Source organism: Streptomyces sp. JB150, from assembly GCF_011193355.1.
GTDB lineage: Bacteria > Actinomycetota > Actinomycetes > Streptomycetales > Streptomycetaceae > Streptomyces.
Map to the genome: position 1 here is coordinate 4,852,826 of NZ_CP049780.1, position 16,737 is coordinate 4,869,562.

14 protein-coding genes are annotated in these 16,737 nt (G+C 71.8%); 6 read left to right on the forward strand and 8 right to left on the reverse strand.

The features are described 5' to 3' along the window. Positions 1 to 139 precede the first annotated feature (139 nt). The gene (locus G7Z13_RS22625; RefSeq protein ID WP_166002062.1) at positions 140 to 2,461 is read left to right on the forward strand and encodes a transglycosylase domain-containing protein; all 2,322 of its coding nucleotides are present in this window, start codon (positions 140 to 142) and stop codon (positions 2,459 to 2,461) included. 106 nt (positions 2,462 to 2,567) lie between these two features. Here G7Z13_RS22625 and G7Z13_RS22630 read toward each other — a convergent pair whose 3' ends face one another. The 4 genes from G7Z13_RS22630 to G7Z13_RS22645 all read right to left on the reverse strand — a co-directional run bounded on the left by G7Z13_RS22630 (position 2,568) and on the right by G7Z13_RS22645 (position 8,863). Continuing rightward, complete coding sequence (locus G7Z13_RS22630; protein ID WP_206313124.1) at positions 2,568 to 4,679, reverse strand: ATP-binding SpoIIE family protein phosphatase; 2,112 nt, start codon at positions 4,677 to 4,679, stop codon at positions 2,568 to 2,570. A 295-nt stretch (positions 4,680 to 4,974) separates the two neighbouring features. Further along, positions 4,975 to 5,667, reverse strand: coding sequence for a DUF402 domain-containing protein (locus G7Z13_RS22635; RefSeq protein ID WP_206313125.1), 693 nt, complete (start codon positions 5,665 to 5,667; stop codon positions 4,975 to 4,977). 72 nt (positions 5,668 to 5,739) lie between these two features. Beyond that, positions 5,740 to 7,125 carry a class II fumarate hydratase gene (locus G7Z13_RS22640; protein WP_166002064.1) on the reverse strand — a complete coding sequence of 462 codons (1,386 nt, stop codon included), beginning with the start codon at positions 7,123 to 7,125 and terminating at the stop codon, positions 5,740 to 5,742. Between the two features lie 67 nt (positions 7,126 to 7,192). After that, positions 7,193 to 8,863 carry a fumarate hydratase gene (locus G7Z13_RS22645; RefSeq protein WP_166002065.1) on the reverse strand — a complete coding sequence of 557 codons (1,671 nt, stop codon included), beginning with the start codon at positions 8,861 to 8,863 and terminating at the stop codon, positions 7,193 to 7,195. Between the two features lie 205 nt (positions 8,864 to 9,068). Between G7Z13_RS22645 and G7Z13_RS22650 the strand changes: the two genes are divergently transcribed. Both G7Z13_RS22650 and G7Z13_RS22655 read left to right on the forward strand, forming a co-directional pair. Next, on the forward strand, positions 9,069 to 9,746 hold the full coding sequence (locus tag G7Z13_RS22650; RefSeq protein ID WP_240926527.1) for a DUF1707 domain-containing protein: 678 nt from the start codon (positions 9,069 to 9,071) through the stop codon (positions 9,744 to 9,746). Between the two features lie 130 nt (positions 9,747 to 9,876). After that, entirely contained in the window at positions 9,877 to 10,254 is a 378-nt protein-coding gene (locus G7Z13_RS22655) for a WhiB family transcriptional regulator (protein WP_166002067.1), read from the forward strand. Between the two features lie 82 nt (positions 10,255 to 10,336). Here G7Z13_RS22655 and glpX read toward each other — a convergent pair whose 3' ends face one another. Further along, complete coding sequence (gene glpX / locus G7Z13_RS22660) at positions 10,337 to 11,368, reverse strand: class II fructose-bisphosphatase (RefSeq protein WP_166002068.1); 1,032 nt, start codon at positions 11,366 to 11,368, stop codon at positions 10,337 to 10,339. Between the two features lie 127 nt (positions 11,369 to 11,495). Here glpX and G7Z13_RS22665 point away from each other — a divergent pair, with 127 nt between their 5' ends. Continuing rightward, the gene (locus tag G7Z13_RS22665) at positions 11,496 to 12,032 is read left to right on the forward strand and encodes a DUF4245 domain-containing protein (protein ID WP_166002069.1); all 537 of its coding nucleotides are present in this window, start codon (positions 11,496 to 11,498) and stop codon (positions 12,030 to 12,032) included. A gap of 130 nt (positions 12,033 to 12,162) precedes the next feature. Here the strand turns inward: G7Z13_RS22665 and G7Z13_RS22670 are convergent, their stop codons facing one another. The 3 genes from G7Z13_RS22670 to xseA form a co-directional block, all read right to left on the reverse strand. Further along, positions 12,163 to 12,753 carry a malonic semialdehyde reductase gene (locus tag G7Z13_RS22670; RefSeq protein ID WP_166002070.1) on the reverse strand — a complete coding sequence of 197 codons (591 nt, stop codon included), beginning with the start codon at positions 12,751 to 12,753 and terminating at the stop codon, positions 12,163 to 12,165. Between the two features lie 137 nt (positions 12,754 to 12,890). Beyond that, positions 12,891 to 13,127, reverse strand: a complete 237-nt coding sequence (locus G7Z13_RS22675; protein WP_166002071.1) for an exodeoxyribonuclease VII small subunit — start codon at positions 13,125 to 13,127, stop codon at positions 12,891 to 12,893. After that, complete coding sequence (gene xseA, locus G7Z13_RS22680; protein ID WP_166002072.1) at positions 13,124 to 14,344, reverse strand: exodeoxyribonuclease VII large subunit; 1,221 nt, start codon at positions 14,342 to 14,344, stop codon at positions 13,124 to 13,126. Before xseA ends, G7Z13_RS22675 begins: the two co-directional genes overlap by 4 nt. Positions 14,345 to 14,632: 288 nt before the next feature. Here xseA and G7Z13_RS22685 point away from each other — a divergent pair, with 288 nt between their 5' ends. Both G7Z13_RS22685 and ppgK read left to right on the forward strand, forming a co-directional pair. Then, positions 14,633 to 15,661: a 4-hydroxy-3-methylbut-2-enyl diphosphate reductase gene (locus G7Z13_RS22685; RefSeq protein WP_206313126.1), complete on the forward strand. Its 1,029-nt coding sequence runs from the start codon at positions 14,633 to 14,635 to the stop codon at positions 15,659 to 15,661. Between the two features lie 172 nt (positions 15,662 to 15,833). Beyond that, on the forward strand, positions 15,834 to 16,601 hold the full coding sequence (gene ppgK / locus G7Z13_RS22690; protein ID WP_166002074.1) for a polyphosphate--glucose phosphotransferase: 768 nt from the start codon (positions 15,834 to 15,836) through the stop codon (positions 16,599 to 16,601). Positions 16,602 to 16,737: the final 136 nt, after the last annotated feature.

The following is a 16,737-nucleotide window of genomic DNA, read 5'->3' on the forward strand; positions in this document are numbered from 1 at the left end:
TGGGGCGGGTGCTGATTGTCACGTCCAGAAAAGACCGGATCGAACCGACTTGGTCACATAGAGCGGTGTTAGCTTGCAGAGCTGACCTGACGCACGCGACTTGTGTGACAACCGAGAACGAAGCGGAGCAGACGCACTCATGGGACGAGCGGAAGAGAGACGAGCGCGACAGCGCGGTGGCCGCCGCGCGGCGCCCCGGCGCCGCCGTTCGTCGGGGGCGGCGGGCGCGACCGGCAAGAGCGGCATACGCCGGCTGTTCACCTGGAAGAAGATCCTCGGCACGTTCCTCGGGACGTGCCTGCTCGGCATCGGCGCGTTCGTCGTGCTGTACCTGATGATCGACATCCCCCAGGGGAACGCCCTCGCCAAGGAACAGGGCAACGTCTACAAGTACAGCGACGGCGCCACCCTCGCCCGCAAGGGCCTCAACCGTGAGGTCGTCGACCTCGCCGAAGTGCCCAAGCCCGTCCAGAAGGCCTTCGTCGCCGCCGAGAACAAGTCCTTCTACAGCGACTCCGGCGTCGACCTGAAGGGCACCGCCCGCGGTGTCCTCAACACCCTCTCCGGCAAGGGCAAGCAGGGCGGCTCGACGATCACCCAGCAGTACGTCAAGAACTACTACCTCACCCAGGACCAGACGGTCAGCCGCAAGCTCAAGGAGCTGGTCATCTCCCTGAAGGTGGACCGCCGGATGTCGAAGGACGAGATCCTCGCGGGCTACATGAACACCAGCTTCTACGGCCGCGACGCCTACGGCATCCAGGCCGCCGCCCAGTCGTACTACCGCGTCGACGCCGCCGACCTCAGCCTCGAACAGGGCGCCTACCTGGCCGCGCTGCTCCAGGCGCCCAACTCCTACGACTGGTCGATCGCCTCCCCCACCGGAAAGAAGCTGGTCCGCGAGCGCTGGGACTACGTCCTCGACAACATGGTCGAGGAGGGCTGGCTCGACGCCGGCAAGCGCGCCGCCATGACGTTCCCGGTGCCCGAGGACCCCAAGGCCGCCCCCGGCATGGAGGGCCAGAACGGCTACATCGTCGAGGAGGCCAACCGGGAACTCGCCCGGCAGCTGGTCGCCCAGGGCTCCGCCGCCGACATGGAAGAGGCCCTGACCAAGATCAAGCGCGGTGGCTGGACCATCACGGTCAACATCGACAGCAAGAAGCAGAAGCTGCTGGAGAAGGCCGTCGAGGACCAGCTGACCAGCAAGCTCGACCCGAAGAAGCGGGACGTCGACGCCGACGTCCAGGCCGGCGCCGTCTCCGTCGACCCGAAGACCGGCAGGGTCCTCGCGATGTACGGCGGCACGGACTACGTCGAGCACTACACCAACAACGCCACCCGCGACGACTACCAGCCCGCCTCCACCTTCAAGCCGATGATCCTGGCCGCCGCCCTGGAGGAGGGCGCCACCACCCAGGACGGCACCCCCATCACCGCGAGCACCGTCTACGACGGCGACAGCAAGCGCCCCGTCGTGGACAACGGCACCCGGGTCGGCTTCGCCCCGGAGAACGAGGACGACGTCGACTACGGCGACATCACCGTCCAGACGGCGATGAACAAGTCCGTCAACTCCGTCTTCGCGCAGATGGGCGTGGACGTCGGCATGCAGAAGGTGCTCGATGTCGCGGGCGAGCTGGGCATGGACACCGAGGAGCTGGAGGCCGTGCCCGCCCAGACCCTCGGCTCGATGGGCGCGAGCCCGCTGGAGATGGCCGGCGCCTACGCCACCCTCGCCAACCACGGCAAGCAGGTCACCCCGACCCTGCTGAAGTCCGCCGAGCACCGCGCCACCACGGTCGACCTGCCCGACCCGGTCGGCGAGCGGGTCATCAGCCGCGAGGCCGCCGACACCGTCACCTCGGTCCTCACCGGCGTGGTCGACGACGGTACGGCCCGCCGCTCGGTCCGCGAGAATCCGCTGCGCAACGGTCAGCAGGTGGCCGGCAAGACCGGCACCTCCGACGACAACAAGTCGGCCTGGTTCACCGGCTACACCCCCGACCTGGTCACCTCGGTCGGCCTGTTCGGCGAGGACGACAAGCCCCCGCACGCACAGGTACCGATGTACAAGGCCGGCGGCGAACCCCGCGTCAACGGCGGTGGCTTCCCGGCGCAGATCTGGGCCCAGTACACCTTCGGCGCGATGGACAAGGTGACCCGGTTCGACCTGAACACCACCCAGGGCGCCGCGGTCCGGCCCACCCCGACCCCGACGCCCACCCCGACCCCGTCCGAGGAGCCGACGACGCGGTCCCCGTCGCCGTCCGCCAGCGTGTCGGAGTCCCCGTCCCGGACGCCGTCGCAGACCCCGAGCCAGACGCCCACCCCGACCCCGACGCCGACCCCGACGCGGACGACGCCCACGGCGACCCCGCCGGCGAACGGCGGCGGAGACAACGGTGGCGGCGGTGGCCTGCCCGACAACCCCTTCGACCCCGAAGAGGACGATCAGTAAGAGGGCGACCAGGAGGGGCTCTTGCGCACCCGCCGGACGACGACGTCGTCCGGCGGGTGCGGCGCTGTATCCGGGCCGCTCAACCGGTCCGTTGTCTCCGGTTGCGCTATATCCGGTTCAGCTCGAACCAGACGACCTTCCCGGTGCTGAGCCGGGTCGCTCCCCACCGCCGGGCCATCCGGTTGACGAGATACAGCCCGCGCCCGCCCTCGTCGGTCGCCCGGGCCTGCCGCAGCCGCGGCAGCTGCGGCACGTCGTCGCCGACCTCGCAGCGCAGCACGTCGGTGCGCAGCAGCCGCAGCGTGACCGGCCGCGTGGCGTACCGCACCGCGTTGGTGACGACCTCGCTGACCAGCAGCTCCACCGAGTCGGTCAGCTCCTCCAGCCCCCACCGGGCCAGCGCGCGGCGGGCCAGCCGCCGGGCCCGGCCGGGCGCGGCGTCCTCCGGCTCCAGGTACCAGTAGGCGACATCGCTCGGTGCGATCCCGTCGAAGCGTGCCGCGAGCAGCGCGATGTCGTCGTCCCGGTCGCCCGGCCCGAGCATGTCCAGCACCTCGTCGCACAGCGCCTCCAGCGGCGGCGGGTGGTCGGGCCCGGTGAGCTGCGCGGTCGCGGCGAGCTTCTCGCGCAGCTGCTCTATGCCGGTCCACACGTCCCGCAGCCGGGACTCGACCAGACCGTCGGTGTAGAGCAGCAGCGTCGCCCCGGCGGGCGCGTCCAGCTCGACGGCCTCGAAGTCCACGCCGCCCACCCCGATCGGGGCGCCCGCGGGCACCCGCAGCACCTCCGCGCGCCCGCCCAGGTGCAGCAGCACGGGCGGCGGATGGCCGGCGTTGGCGATGGTGATGCGGTGCGAGACCGGGTCGTAGACGGCGTACAGGCAGGTCGCCATCCGGTCGGTGCCCAGCCGCTGGGCCTGCTCGTCGAGGTGGTGCAGCACCTCCTGCGGCGGCAGGTCGAGGCCCGCCAGCGTCTGCGCCGTCGTCCGCAGCTGGCCCATGATCGCGGCGGACGTCATGGAGTGGCCCATGACGTCACCCACCACCAGCGCCACGCGGCTGCCGGGCAGCGGGATCGCGTCGTACCAGTCGCCGCCGACCCGCGCGGTCTCCGCGGCGGGCAGATAGCGCGAGGCGAGCCGCACGCCGGTCGGCTGCGGCAGCGTCTCCGGGAGCATGGTGCGCTGCAGCTCGTCGGCGATGTACGCCTCCCGGCCGTACAGCACCGCCTTGTCGATGCCGAGCGCGCTGTGGGTGGCCAGCTGGGCGGCCACGAGGAGGTCGTCCGCCTCGAACGCGACCCGCTCCGGGCCGCGCAGGAACACGGCCGCGCCGATCACCCGGCGTCGCCCGCGCAGCGGCGCGAGGATGGCCCGCTGGCCGCCCGGGACGAGCGACTCGCCGTCCTCGCCGAGGAGTTCGGGCAGCGCGGCACGGGCGGCGGGCGCGTCCGCGAACACCGGACGCACGCCGCGCAGCACCTCGTTGAGGGCGCCGCCGGGGCGCACCTCGCACAGCTCCGCGGTGAGCGCGGACAGCTCGGACGGCTCCGGCTGGAACACCGGCAGGAAACCGCCCTCGGTGTCCCGCTCCTCCGGGATGCGGTCGGTGCGGCGCAGCCGCAGCACCACCGGGCCGGTGGGCCGCTCGTCGCCGACCGGCAGCGGGTCGCGCAGATAGACCAGGATCGCGTCGGAGAAGGTCGGCACGGTCGCCCGGCACAGCCCCATCACGATCTCGTCCAGGTCGATGCCGCGGGCGATCCGCCGGGTCGCGGCGCCCACGAAGCGCAGCCGGTCGCCGTCCCGGCGCATGGGCGTGGGCCGGCCGGGCGGCAGGCCCTGGCCGCTGCGGCGCTCCTGCTCCAGGCCGGGCGGCTGGGCCGGGATGGCGTCCGGCGCCGACGCGGGCCGGGGGCGGTGTTCCCCCACGCCCGGCTTCGCCCGCGCGGGAGGCGCGCCCATCGACTCGGCGGCGGCCGGCTGGGAGTGCTCGGGTCCGGTGCCGTCGGACACCGCGGCCGCCGGCGCGCCCGGCGGCGTCTCACCGGCACCGCGGGCCTGGGCCTGTGCCTGGGCCTGGGGTAATCCGGCGGCGCCGGGCGCGGGGCGCTGTGGCCCCGGGGCACGCAGGAGCGCCCCGCGGGGATCCGCGGGGTCGGTGCCCGCCTGGGGGCGCTCGAAGGAGGTCGGCTGCTCCGTCACGCGTGTCGCATCCATCCGTCCGGGGCTGCGCGCCGCGCGTTCCGCGTGCGCCGCTGCAGTTCGTCCCGCAGGAAGGCCGATACCCCGAATACGTGCCCGGGGAACGGATTTCCCGCGTGGTCAGAGGTTGTTCCCGTGCCACTCGCGGACCGGCCGCGGCCCGCACGGCCAGTGCGCTCGTACCCCTCGCTCACGTCCTGCCGCCCCTCGGTGACATGTGGTCAGGCCCGTTGCGCGCCCCGGAATTTGCCGCCGCGCGCTCTTGCGGAGGACGATCCTACGTTTCTCGCCCGGGGGCGCATCAAGGGTCTCATGAGGACAGGTGCGCGGGCGTGCGATCCCAGTCGTCCGGGAGGACGGGGACGGACCAGGACGGATCCGGGCGCCAGTGCTGCCAGCCGTCCGAGAACGGCGGGCCCCAGGCACGGATCACCTCCACCGCGTCCCGCCCCGCCGCCCGCACCCGCTCGGCGAGCCGGTCGTCCACCAGGCCGTCCCGCTGCGCCTGGGCGAACTCGTCCTCGTCGCGCCAGTGCCAACTGCGGTCCGGGTGCACGGAGATGTCCAGGAAGTGGTCGGTGGAGTCCACGCCGCCGTCCCAGCGGGCCAGCGGCTCCTCCAGGTTCACGTACCAGTTCTTGAACCGCCAGCCCGGCTCCCAGAACAGCCACACCGACCACGGCTCGCCCGGCCGGGCCAGCTTCAGCACACCGGTGCCGAACCAGCGGTCGCGCTGCACGGTGCGCGGCTTGGTGTAGCGGGTCTGGAGCGGCTCCAGATGCACGGGCGTGCCGTCGGCGAGCACCGGCTTCACACACTCGGTGCCGGGCGCCATCCAGACGGCCAGCACCTCCTCGTCGTCGCGTACGACGGTGACGGGGCGCGCGATGTGGAAGCGGTCGCCGGAGTTCTCCCGGTACCGCCACAGGATCTGACTCCCGGGCGCCCAGAAGGCCTTCGTGCCGCCCGCTTCCACGTCTCTCACCGTTCCGTCGTCCGCCATGCACAGATATTAGGTGTCACTGTCATACGACGCTGCGGTACGCGTCACGGTTCACACGCGCGGAACCCGCGGTCACGGACGGGTCATCCGCAGGACGTCCAGCGCCTCGTCGAGCTGTTCGACGGTGAGGTCGCCGCGCTCGACGTAGCCGCTCTCCAGCACCACCTGCCGGATCGTCTTCCGCTGCGCGAGCGCCGTCTTGGCGACCTTGGCGGCCTCCTCGTAGCCGATGTACTTGTTGAGCGGGGTGACGACGCTGGGCGACGACTCGGCGTACTCGCGGGCGCGTTCGCGGTGGGCGACGATGCCGTCGACGGTGCGGTCGGCGAGCAGCCGCGACACGTTGGCGAGCAGCCGGACGGACTCCAGCACGTTCTTCCCGATGACCGGCAGCATGACGTTGAGTTCGAAGTTGCCGGCGGCTCCCGCGGCGGCGATGGTGGCGTCGTTGCCCATGACCTGCGCGGCGACCATGAGGGTGGCCTCGGGGATGACCGGGTTGACCTTGCCGGGCATGATCGACGAGCCCGGCTGGAGGTCGGGCAGGGAGATCTCGGCGAGCCCGGTGCGGGGACCGGAGGCCATCCACCGCAGATCGTTGGCGATCTTCGTCAGCGACACGGCGATGACCCGCAGCTGACCGCTGGTCTCGACGATCCCGTCGCGGGCGCCCTGCGCCTCGAAGTGGTCGCGGGCCTCGGTGAGCGGCAGCCCGGTGGCGCGGGCGACCTCCTCGATGACGGCGGCGGAGAAACCGGGCGGCGTGTTGATGCCGGTGCCGACGGCGGTTCCGCCCAGCGGCAGTTCGGCGAGCCGGGGCAGGGACGCTTGCAGCCGCTCCACCCCGTACCGCACCTGCGCGGCGTACCCCGCGAACTCCTGGCCCAGCGTCACCGGGGTCGCGTCCATCAGGTGCGTCCGCCCCGACTTCACGACGTCCGCGAACTCCTCCGCCTTGCGGGAGAGGGCGGCGGCGAGGTGCTCCAGCGCGGGGATCAGGTCACGGGTGACGGCGGCGGTGGCGGCGATGTGGAGGGAGGACGGGAAGACGTCGTTGGAGGACTGCGAGGCGTTGACGTGGTCGTTGGGGTGGACCGGCTTGCCCAGCCGCTCACTGGCGAGGGTGGCGATGACCTCGTTGGTGTTCATGTTCGACGAGGTCCCCGACCCCGTCTGGAACACGTCCACGGGGAAGTGCTCGTCCCAGCGCCCCTCCGCGACCTCCGCGGCGGCCTCCTGGATGGCCTGCGCGATGTCCTCGTCCACCACTCCCAGCCGGGCGTTCACCTTCGCCGCGGCGGCCTTGATCCGGGCCAGCGCCTCGATGTGCGCCCGCTCGATCCGCTGCCCGGAGATCGGGAAGTTCTCCACCGCCCGCTGCGTCTGCGCCCGCCACTTCGCGTCCGCGGGGACCCGGACCTCGCCCATGGAGTCGTGCTCGATGCGGTATTCGCTCATACCGGCTATAGCGATCGACGCCGGTGTGATGTTCCGGGGGGCGCGGGCCGCCCCCCGGAAGGGCTAGCTAGGCGAGCCCCGGTCCCCGCACCGGGATGTGGGTGAACGTCGGCTCCGGAGCCGGGTTCTGGAAGAAGTCGTTGCCCTTGTCGTCGACCACGATGAACGCGGGGAAGTCCTCGACCTCGATCTTCCAGACCGCCTCCATCCCCAGCTCCTCGTACTCGACGACCTCGACCTTCTTGATGCAGTCCTGGGCGAGCCGGGCCGCCGGGCCGCCGATGGAGCCCAGGTAGAACCCGCCGTGCGCGGCGCACGCGTCGGTGACCTGCTTGCTGCGGTTGCCCTTCGCCAGCATCACCTTGGAGCCGCCGGCCGCCTGGAACTGCTCGACGTAGGAGTCCATCCGCCCGGCCGTCGTCGGCCCGAACGAGCCCGACGCGTAGCCCTCGGGCGTCTTCGCGGGCCCGGCGTAGTACACCGGGTGGTCCTTCAGGTACTGCGGCATCTCCTCGCCCGCGTCCAGCCGCTCCTTGATCTTGGCGTGCGCGATGTCCCGCGCCACCACCAGCGGCCCGGACAGCGACAGCCGCGTCTTGACCGGGTACTTGGTCAGCTCGGCCAGGATGTCGTCCATCGGCTGGTTCAGGTCGATCCTGACGACGTCCCCGGCCTCCTCCAGCTGCGCGTCCGTCGTGTCCGGCAGGAACCGCGCCGGGTCGGTCTCCAGCTGCTCCAGGAACACACCCTCGGCGGTGATCTTCGCGACGGCCTGCCGGTCGGCCGAGCAGGAGACGGCGATGGCGACTGGGCAGGACGCGCCGTGCCGCGGCAGCCGGACCACCCGCACGTCGTGGCAGAAGTACTTGCCGCCGAACTGCGCCCCGATCCCGATCTTCTGGGTCAGCTCGAAGACCTTCTCCTCCAGCTCCTTGTCCCGGAAACCGTGCCCGAGCGGCGAACCCTCGGTGGGGATCTCGTCCAGGTAGTGCGCGGAGGCGTACTTCGCGGTCTTCAGCGCGTACTCCGCCGACGTACCGCCGACGACGATCGCCAGGTGGTACGGCGGGCAGGCGGCCGTGCCGAGCGAACGGATCTTCTCCTCCAGGAACTTCATCATGGAGGCCTCGTTCAGGACGGCCTTCGTCTCCTGGTACAGGAAGGACTTGTTGGCGGAGCCGCCGCCCTTCGCCATGAACAGGAACTTGTAGGCACCGCCGTCGGTGGCGTACAGCTCGATCTGCGCCGGCAGGTTGGAGCCGGTGTTCTTCTCCTCCCACATGGTGAGCGGAGCCATCTGCGAGTACCGCAGGTTGAGCTTGGTGTAGGCGTCGTAGATGCCGCGCGAGAGGGCCTCCTCGTCGCGGCCCTCGGTCAGCACGTTCTGCCCGCGCTTGCCCATGACGATCGCCGTGCCGGTGTCCTGGCACATCGGCAGCACGCCCGCCGCCGCGATGTTCGCGTTCTTCAGCAGGTCCAGCGCCACGAACTTGTCGTTGCTCGACGCCTCGGGGTCGTCGATGATCCGCCGCAGCTGCGCCAGGTGCGCCGGGCGCAGGTAGTGCTGGATGTCGTGGATCGCCTCCTCGGCCAGCTTCCGCAGGGCCTCCGGCTCCACCTTCAGGAACGTCCGCCCGTCCGGCCCCTCGACCGTCGAGACACCCTCGGAGGTCACCAGCCGGTACGGGGTGGTGTCCTCTCCCATGGGGAGCAGATCGGTGTACGCGAACTCAGGCATCCTCGCCCATTCCTCACTCACGACAGACAGCGGCTGGCCTCCATTGGCAGCGTCCCCAGCGTAGAACCTGGCTCCGACACCGAGTCTGTGAGGTAAGGCTCAGTTCCCGGCCGCGCGGGGCTATCGCGATCTATCGTGTTTCCGCTACGCTGCTGCCGTGGACCTTCAGAAGCAGACCGCGCCGGCCTCCCGACGCGCCTCGCAGCTGCGCGACCCCGCCCACCCCGACCCCGGACTGCGCGCCTCCGACGCCGACCGTGACCGCGTCGCGGACCTCCTCGGCCAGGCCCTCGCCGAGGGCCGCCTCACCCCCGAGGAGCACGCCGAGCGGGTCGGGGAGGCCTTCCGGGCCCGGACGGTCGGCGAGCTGGACCCGCTGGTGCGCGACCTGCCCGGCGGCCACCGGCAGCGCGCGGCCGCGACCCCGTACGGCCTCGCGCCGGACCGCCCCACCGCCGCCCTGCCGCCCTACCCGGACGAGAACGTGGTCGCGGTGTTCAGCGCCGCGCTGCGCAAGGGCCGCTGGCGGGCCGGACGCCGGATCCACGCGTACGCGGTCTTCGGCAGCGTCGAGATCGACCTCAGCGAGGCGCTGTTCGAGTACCAGCAGGTCGTGGTGAAGGCCTTCTCGCTCTTCGGGCACGTCGAGGTCACCGTCCCCGAGAACGTCTCGCTGCGCGGCACCGGCGGCGGTGTGCTCGGCCAGTTCGAGGTGGACTCGCTGGACGCGGAGGACCCGAACGCGCCGGTCGTCTACGTCGACGGCTGGGCGGTTCTGGGGAACGTCGAGGCCCGCCCCCGCCGGGGAAGGACCGTAGCGGACATCCTCGACCGCGTCCGGCGCACGGCCGAGCGGGGTTTGCGGGGGCGCCAGGGCCGTTGACGGATGTGAGGTGGGCCCCCGGCGCGGGAGACCGACCAGGCGGTCGGGGACTCCCTGCATAGGCGCGCGTACAGCGGGTAGAGCTTGCTGCATCGTCTCTCGCTCGCGAAGCCGTCGTCAGGAGTAGACCGTGCTGCAACCGCCGCCTTCGTCCCTGCAGGTAGCTGCTGTACCGGCCCCGCGGGTGCCGGCGCGAGACAGGGACCAGGACGCCGCCTGGCACACCGAGGCGGTGTGCCGGCGCGACGAGGCCGGACTGTTCTTCGCCCCCTCCAAGGAACCCACCGCCGCGCGCCTGTCGCGCGAGGAGGCGGCCAAGCGCGTGTGCGCGCGCTGCCCGGTCATGGTCGAGTGCCGCGAGCACGCCCTTCTCCAGCCCGAGCCCTACGGCGTGTGGGGCGGCCTGACCGCCGCCGAGCGCCGCGTCGTCCTGGCCCGGCGCCGCCGCCGCGACCTGGAACTGAAGAAGGCGGCGCGGGCGGCGAGCCAGATAGCGGCGGCGGGCTGACCGCCCGCACACGCGAAACGGCGCCCCCTCCGCACAGGGGGCGCCGTTCTCGTTGCGCGTGACCGACGCTTCTCTATGACCGTTACTTCGCCCGGTCGAAGTCGATCGCGCTGTAGGCGCGCAGCTTGCTCAGCCGGTGCTCCGAGTCGATCCGCCGCACCGTCCCGGACTTCGAGCGCATCACGATCGAGTCGGTCGTCGCCGTCTCCGACCGGTACCGCACACCCCGCAGCAGCTCACCGTCGGTGATGCCGGTGGCGACGAAGAACACGTTCTCCCCGGTGACCAGGTCCTCGGTGGTCAGCACGCGGTCGAGGTCGTGCCCCGCGTCGATCGCCCGCTGCTTCTCCTCCTCGTCCTTCGGCCACAGCTTGCCCTGGATGGTGCCGCCGAGGCACTTCACCGCGCAGGCCGAGATGATGCCCTCGGGCGTACCGCCGATGCCGAGCAGCAGGTCCACGCCCGTGCCCTCGCGCAGCGCCAGGATGGAGCCGGCGACGTCGCCGTCCGAGATCAGCTTGATCCGCGCCCCGGTCTCCCGGATCTCCTGGATGATCCCCTCGTGCCGCGGCCGGTCGAGGATGACGACCGTCACGTCCTCCGGCGTGGACCGCTTAGCCTTGGCGACGCGGCGGATGTTGACCGCCACCGGCGCGTCGATGTCGACGAAGTCGGCCGCCTCGGGGCCGGTGACCAGCTTGTCCATGTAGAACACGGCGGACGGGTCGAACATGGAGCCGCGCTCCGCCGCCGCCAGCACGGCGATCGCGTTCGGCATGCCCTTGGCGGTCAGGGTGGTCCCGTCGATCGGGTCGACGGCGATGTCGCACTCGGGCCCGGTCCCGTCACCGACCCGCTCCCCGTTGAAGAGCATCGGCGCCTCGTCCTTCTCGCCCTCGCCGATGACGACGACGCCGTTCATGGAGACGGTGGAGACGAGGGTCCGCATGGCACGCACCGCGGCACCGTCGGCGCCGTTCTTGTCGCCGCGTCCCACCCAGCGGCCGGCGGCCATCGCCGCTGCCTCGGTCACGCGGACGAGTTCCAGGGCGAGGTTGCGGTCGGGAGCCTCGGAGGGGACATCGAGCTCGGACGGCAGATGATGCTCGGTCATCGGAGCGCACCTTTCTGATACGACGACGGCCGGATGAGGGTGTTGGCCATGACTCTATCGTCAGGGCGACAAAATGAGCAGGGCACCCCACGGATGAGCGGACCAGGGCACCTGCGACGATAGGGGTGTGGCAGGTACGAACGGCAAGCAGAAGACGGCCCGGAGCATGATGCTCTCCCTGGGCGTGACCTTGCTCGCGGGTGGGGTCATGTACCTCTTCATCCCGCACGAGGACAAGGAACCGGTGCTGAAGCCGGTCGACTACCGCGTCGAGCTGCTCACGGCCCGCCGCGCGGCGCCGTACCCGGTGGCCGCGCCGGAGGGCCTGCCGGCGGACTGGAAGGCGACCTCGGTGCGGTACCAGGGGGCCGAGAACGACACCTGGCACCTGGGCTTCCACACGCCCGACGGTGAGTACGTCCAGGTCAAGCAGTCCACCGAGAAGCCGTCGAAGTTCATCGACGAGGCGACCAAGGGCGCCCACGCGACCAAGGCCACCGAGCGGATCGACGGCCGCACGTGGACGCGCTGGACCGGCGGCCGCTACGACGCGCTGGTGCTGCCGGCGGACACGAAGGGCGCCGGGGGCGCGACGACCGTCGTGGCGGGGACGGGCTCGTTCGCCCAGCTGAAGCAGATGGCGGCGGCGCTGAAGCCGGCGTGAGCCGGCGGGCGCAGGCCGCCGCGACGCACGAAGGGCCCCGGCGAGTGCCGGGGCCCTTCGTCTGTACCGTCCCGACGTCCGTGCGCCGCCGCGGCGGCTCGGACGGTGGCGGACTCGGACGGTGGCGGACTCAGACGGTGGTGACGACCTGCTCGTACGACAGGCGCGGGGAGCGCGGGAACCAGGCGTCCGGGCCCGGCTTGCCGATGTTGACCACCATCAGCGGGGTGTGGTCGTCGTCCAGGAACTCCTTGCGGACGCCCTCGAAGTCCAGGCCGGTCATCGGGCCGGCGGCGAGACCGGCGGCGCGGACGCCGATGATGAAGTACGCGGCCTGCAGGGCGGCGTTCAGCGCGGCGGCGTTCTCCCGCACCGGGCGCTCGGCGAAGAAGACGTCCTTGGCCTGCGGGAAGTGCGGGAAGAGCGCGGGCAGCTCCTCGTGGAACTCGTTGTCCGCGGAGAGGATCGCGACCAGCGGGGCGGTGGCCGTCTTGGGCTGGTTGCCCTCGGCCATGTGCCGCACCAGGCGCTCGCGGGCCTCGGCGGAGCGGACCAGGGTGATGCGCAGCGGGGACTGGTTGAACGCGGTCGGGCCGTACTTGACCAGGTCGTAGATCGCCCGGACCTGCTCGTCGGTCACCGGCTCGTCGGTGAAGGTGTTCGCGGTGCGGGCCTCACGGAAGAGCAGGTCCTGGGCGGCGGGGTCAAGAACGAGGGACATGGTTGAACCTTTTTCCACGGGTGGTGCTGAACGACGTCGATCTTAGGTCGCTGAAGTTCAATGTTCAACCAAAAGCGGAGTGCGGTGATCCGCTTCACAGCCCGCACTGCTGCGACTCCGGCGCCCGCCGGCCGCCGTTACTCCCGCTCGGCCTCGGCTTCCTCCGCCGCGGCCTCCTCCGCCAGCGCCGCGTCCAGCCGCGCCCGCGCCCCCTCCAGCCAGTGCCGGCACACCTTGGCCAGCTCCTCGCCGCGCTCCCAGAGCGCCAGGGACTCCTCCAGAGTCGTACCGCCCGCCTCCAGCCGGCGTACGACCTCGATCAACTCGTCCCGGGCCTGCTCGTACCCGAGCGCCTCATCCACCTTGCTGGTCATCCACTCACCCTAGGTTCGACTCGTACGGAGAACTCGCCCTCGGCCACCCGCGCGCGCAGCGGCTCGTCCGCCGCGACCTCGCCGGGATCGCGGACCACGTGCCCGTCGGCCTTCTGGAGCACGGCGTACCCCCGCTGCAGCGTGGCCGCGGGCGAGAGGGCCACCACGCGCGCGTGGGTGTGGGCCAGCTCGGACTCGGCGCGGTCCAGGAGGTGGCCCAGGCAGCGGCGGCCCCGCTCGGTCAGCGAGTCCACCAGGTCGGCGCGCTCGTCGATCATCCGGTGCGGATTCTGTATGGCCGGCCGCGCCAGCGCGTGCGCCAGCCCCCGCTCCTCCCGGTCGACGAAGACCTCCACACAGCGCCGCGCGCGGCCGCGCAGCTGCCGCACCCGCTCCAGCTCCTCACCGACGTCCGGCACGACCTTCTTGGCCGCGTCGGTGGGGGTGGAGGCGCGCAGGTCCGCCACGTAGTCCAGGAGCGGGTTGTCGGGCTCGTGGCCGATCGCCGACACCACCGGCGTCCGGCACGCGGCCACCGCGCGCACCAGCTGCTCGTCGGAGAACGGCAGCAGGTCCTCCACGCTGCCGCCGCCGCGCGCGACGATGATCACGTCGACGTCGTCGATCTCGTCGAGCTCCTTCACCGCCTGCACCACCTGCGGCACGGCGTGCACGCCCTGCACCGCGACGTTGCGCACCTCGAAGCGCACGTGCGGCCAGCGGTGCCGGGCGTTCTCCAGCACGTCCCGCTCGGCCGCCGACGCCCGGCCGCAGACCAGGCCGATCAGCTGCGGCAGGAAGGGCAGCGGCTTCTTGCGCTCCGGCGCGAACAGCCCCTCGCCGGCCAGCGCCTTCTTCAGCTGCTCCAGCCGCGCCAGCAGCTCGCCGACGCCCACGGGCCTTATCTCGGTCGCGCGCAGCGACAGCTGGCCCCGCGGCGCGTACCACTCCGGCTTCGCGAGCACCACCACGCGGGCGCCCTCGCTCACCACGTCGGCCACCGCGTCGAACACCTGCCGGTAGCACGTCACGCTCACCGAGATGTCGTACGACGGGTCGCGCAGGGTCAGGAACACCACGCCGGCGCCCGGCCGCCGGGACAGCTGGGTGATCTGCCCCTCGACCCACACCGCGCCGAGCCGGTCGATCCAGCCCCCGATGAGCCGCGACACCTCACCGACGGGGAGCGGGGATTCCGCGGACGTGTTCACAGCCATGTCCGTGAGCGTAACGGCAGCGACTGACAATCCGGGGTGGCGCGTCCCGGTGCCGTCGTACGTGCCGCCACGGGCCGGAGTGTCCTCCGCGCGTGCGGCTCGGCTTTCCGCGCCGGAGCCCGCGCGGCCCCGCCGGACGCCCACCACCAGCCCTCCGCCGGCCCGGCGCGCCCGCGACGTTCGCCGCCCCCGACGCCTCCACGTTCACGGCGACGGTGATCGCCGCGCACCGCGGTCCCCGGGGGTGCGGCGGGCACGCGATCTCCGGCCGCCTGACGCGGCCTTACGATGGGTGCCATGACTGCTTCGCCTGGCCGCCGTGTCCTGCTCGCCGCCCCTCGTGGCTACTGCGCGGGTGTGGACCGCGCCGTGATCGCCGTCGAAAAGGCCCTGGAGCAGTACGGGGCTCCGATCTACGTCCGGCACGAGATCGTCCACAACAAGTACGTGGTGCAGACCCTGGAGAAGAAGGGCGCGATCTTCGTCGAGCGGACCGAGGAGGTGCCCCCGGGGAACATCGTGATGTTCTCGGCGCACGGGGTGGCGCCCGTCGTCCACGAGGAGGCCAAGCGCGGCCGGCTCGCCACCATCGACGCGACCTGCCCGCTGGTCACCAAGGTCCACAAGGAGGCCGTCCGCTTCGCCAAGGAGGACTACGACATCCTCCTGATCGGTCACGAGGGCCACGAGGAGGTCATCGGCACCTCCGGCGAGGCCCCCGACCACATCCAGCTGGTCGACGGCCCGGGCGACGTCGCGAAGGTCGAGGTCCGCGACCCGTCGAAGGTGGTGTGGCTGTCCCAGACCACCCTCTCCGTCGACGAGACCATGGAGACCGTCGACGCCCTGAAGGAGAAGTTCCCGCAGCTGATCTCGCCGCCGAGCGACGACATCTGCTACGCCACGCAGAACCGCCAGCTCGCGGTGAAGCAGATGGGCGCCGAGGCCGACCTGGTGATCGTCGTCGGCTCCCGCAACTCCTCCAACTCCAAGCGGCTGGTGGAGGTCGCCAAGCTCGCCGGCGCCCGCGCCGCGTACCTGGTGGACTTCGCCGACGAGATCGACGAGGCCTGGCTGGAGGGCGTCACCACGGTCGGCGTCACCTCGGGTGCCTCCGTGCCGGAGGTGCTGGTCGAGCAGGTGCTGGAGTGGCTGGCGCAGCGCGGCTTCGAGGACGTCGAGATCGTCAAGGCGGCCGAGGAGTCCATCACCTTCTCGCTGCCCAAGGAGCTGCGCCGGGACCTGCGCGAGGAGGCGGCGGCGCTGGCGGCCGAGCGCGGCGGGGCGGGTCCGGCGGTGAGCGCCGCCGGGGAGTGACGCTCGGCGGGGGGAGCGACCGCCGGCAGGGGGTGACCCTCGGTGGGGGAGCGACCGCCGGCAGGGGGTGACCCTCGGCAGGGCAGTGACCGTCCGAGGGGAAGGAACCGTCCGCGGGGCGGTTCCGGTGAGCGGTGGAGTGACTGTCAGTCGTCCGTCGTAACGTGGAGCCATGCAGATCTTCGGCGTGGACATCGGCGGATCGGGCATCAAGGGTGCCCCGGTGGACCTGGACAGGGGCGACCTGGCGGAGGAGCGCCACAAGGTGCTCACTCCGCACCCGGCGACACCCGACGCGGTGGCCGACGCGGTCAAGCAGGTCGTCGACCACTTCGGCTGGACCGGGCCCGTGGGGCTGACCTTCCCGGGAGTGGTCACCGGCGGAGCCACGGTGCGTACGGCGGCGAACGTCGACCGGAGCTGGATCGACACCGACGCCCGCGCGCTGATCTCCGGGCGGCTCGGCGGCCTGCCGGTGACGGTGGTGAACGACGCGGACGCGGCGGGCGTCGCCGAGGTCGCCTTCGGCGCCGGCCGCAACCGCAGGGGCACGGTGATCCTGCTGACCTTCGGCACCGGCATCGGCAGTGCCGTCTTCACCGACGGCAGGCTCCTGCCCAACACCGAGCTGGGCCACCTGGAGCTCGACGGCCACGACGCGGAGAAGCGGGCCTCCAGCAAGGCCAAGGACGACCACGACCTGTCCTGGCAGGAGTGGGCCGTCCGCGTGCAGCGCTATCTCGCGCACGTGGAGATGCTGTTCTCGCCCGAGCTGTTCGTCATCGGCGGCGGCGTCAGCCGCAAGGCGCACAAGTTCCTGCCCCACATCGAGGGCATCAAGGCCGAGATCGTCCCGGCCGGGCTGCAGAACAACGCGGGCATCGTGGGAGCGGCGATGCACGCGGCGCAGGACGGAGCGAGCGGCGGCGCACGGTCCTGACCGGCCGGACGGGACCGGCCGACCGGCCGCGCGGGGGCGGGGGCGTCGCCAGAGGGCGAGACGCCCCCTAGGCCCTGTCTGACAAAGGATCTTGGTTGGGTTCGCGGAGCCAGAGGACGAGTGAGGCGACGTGGAT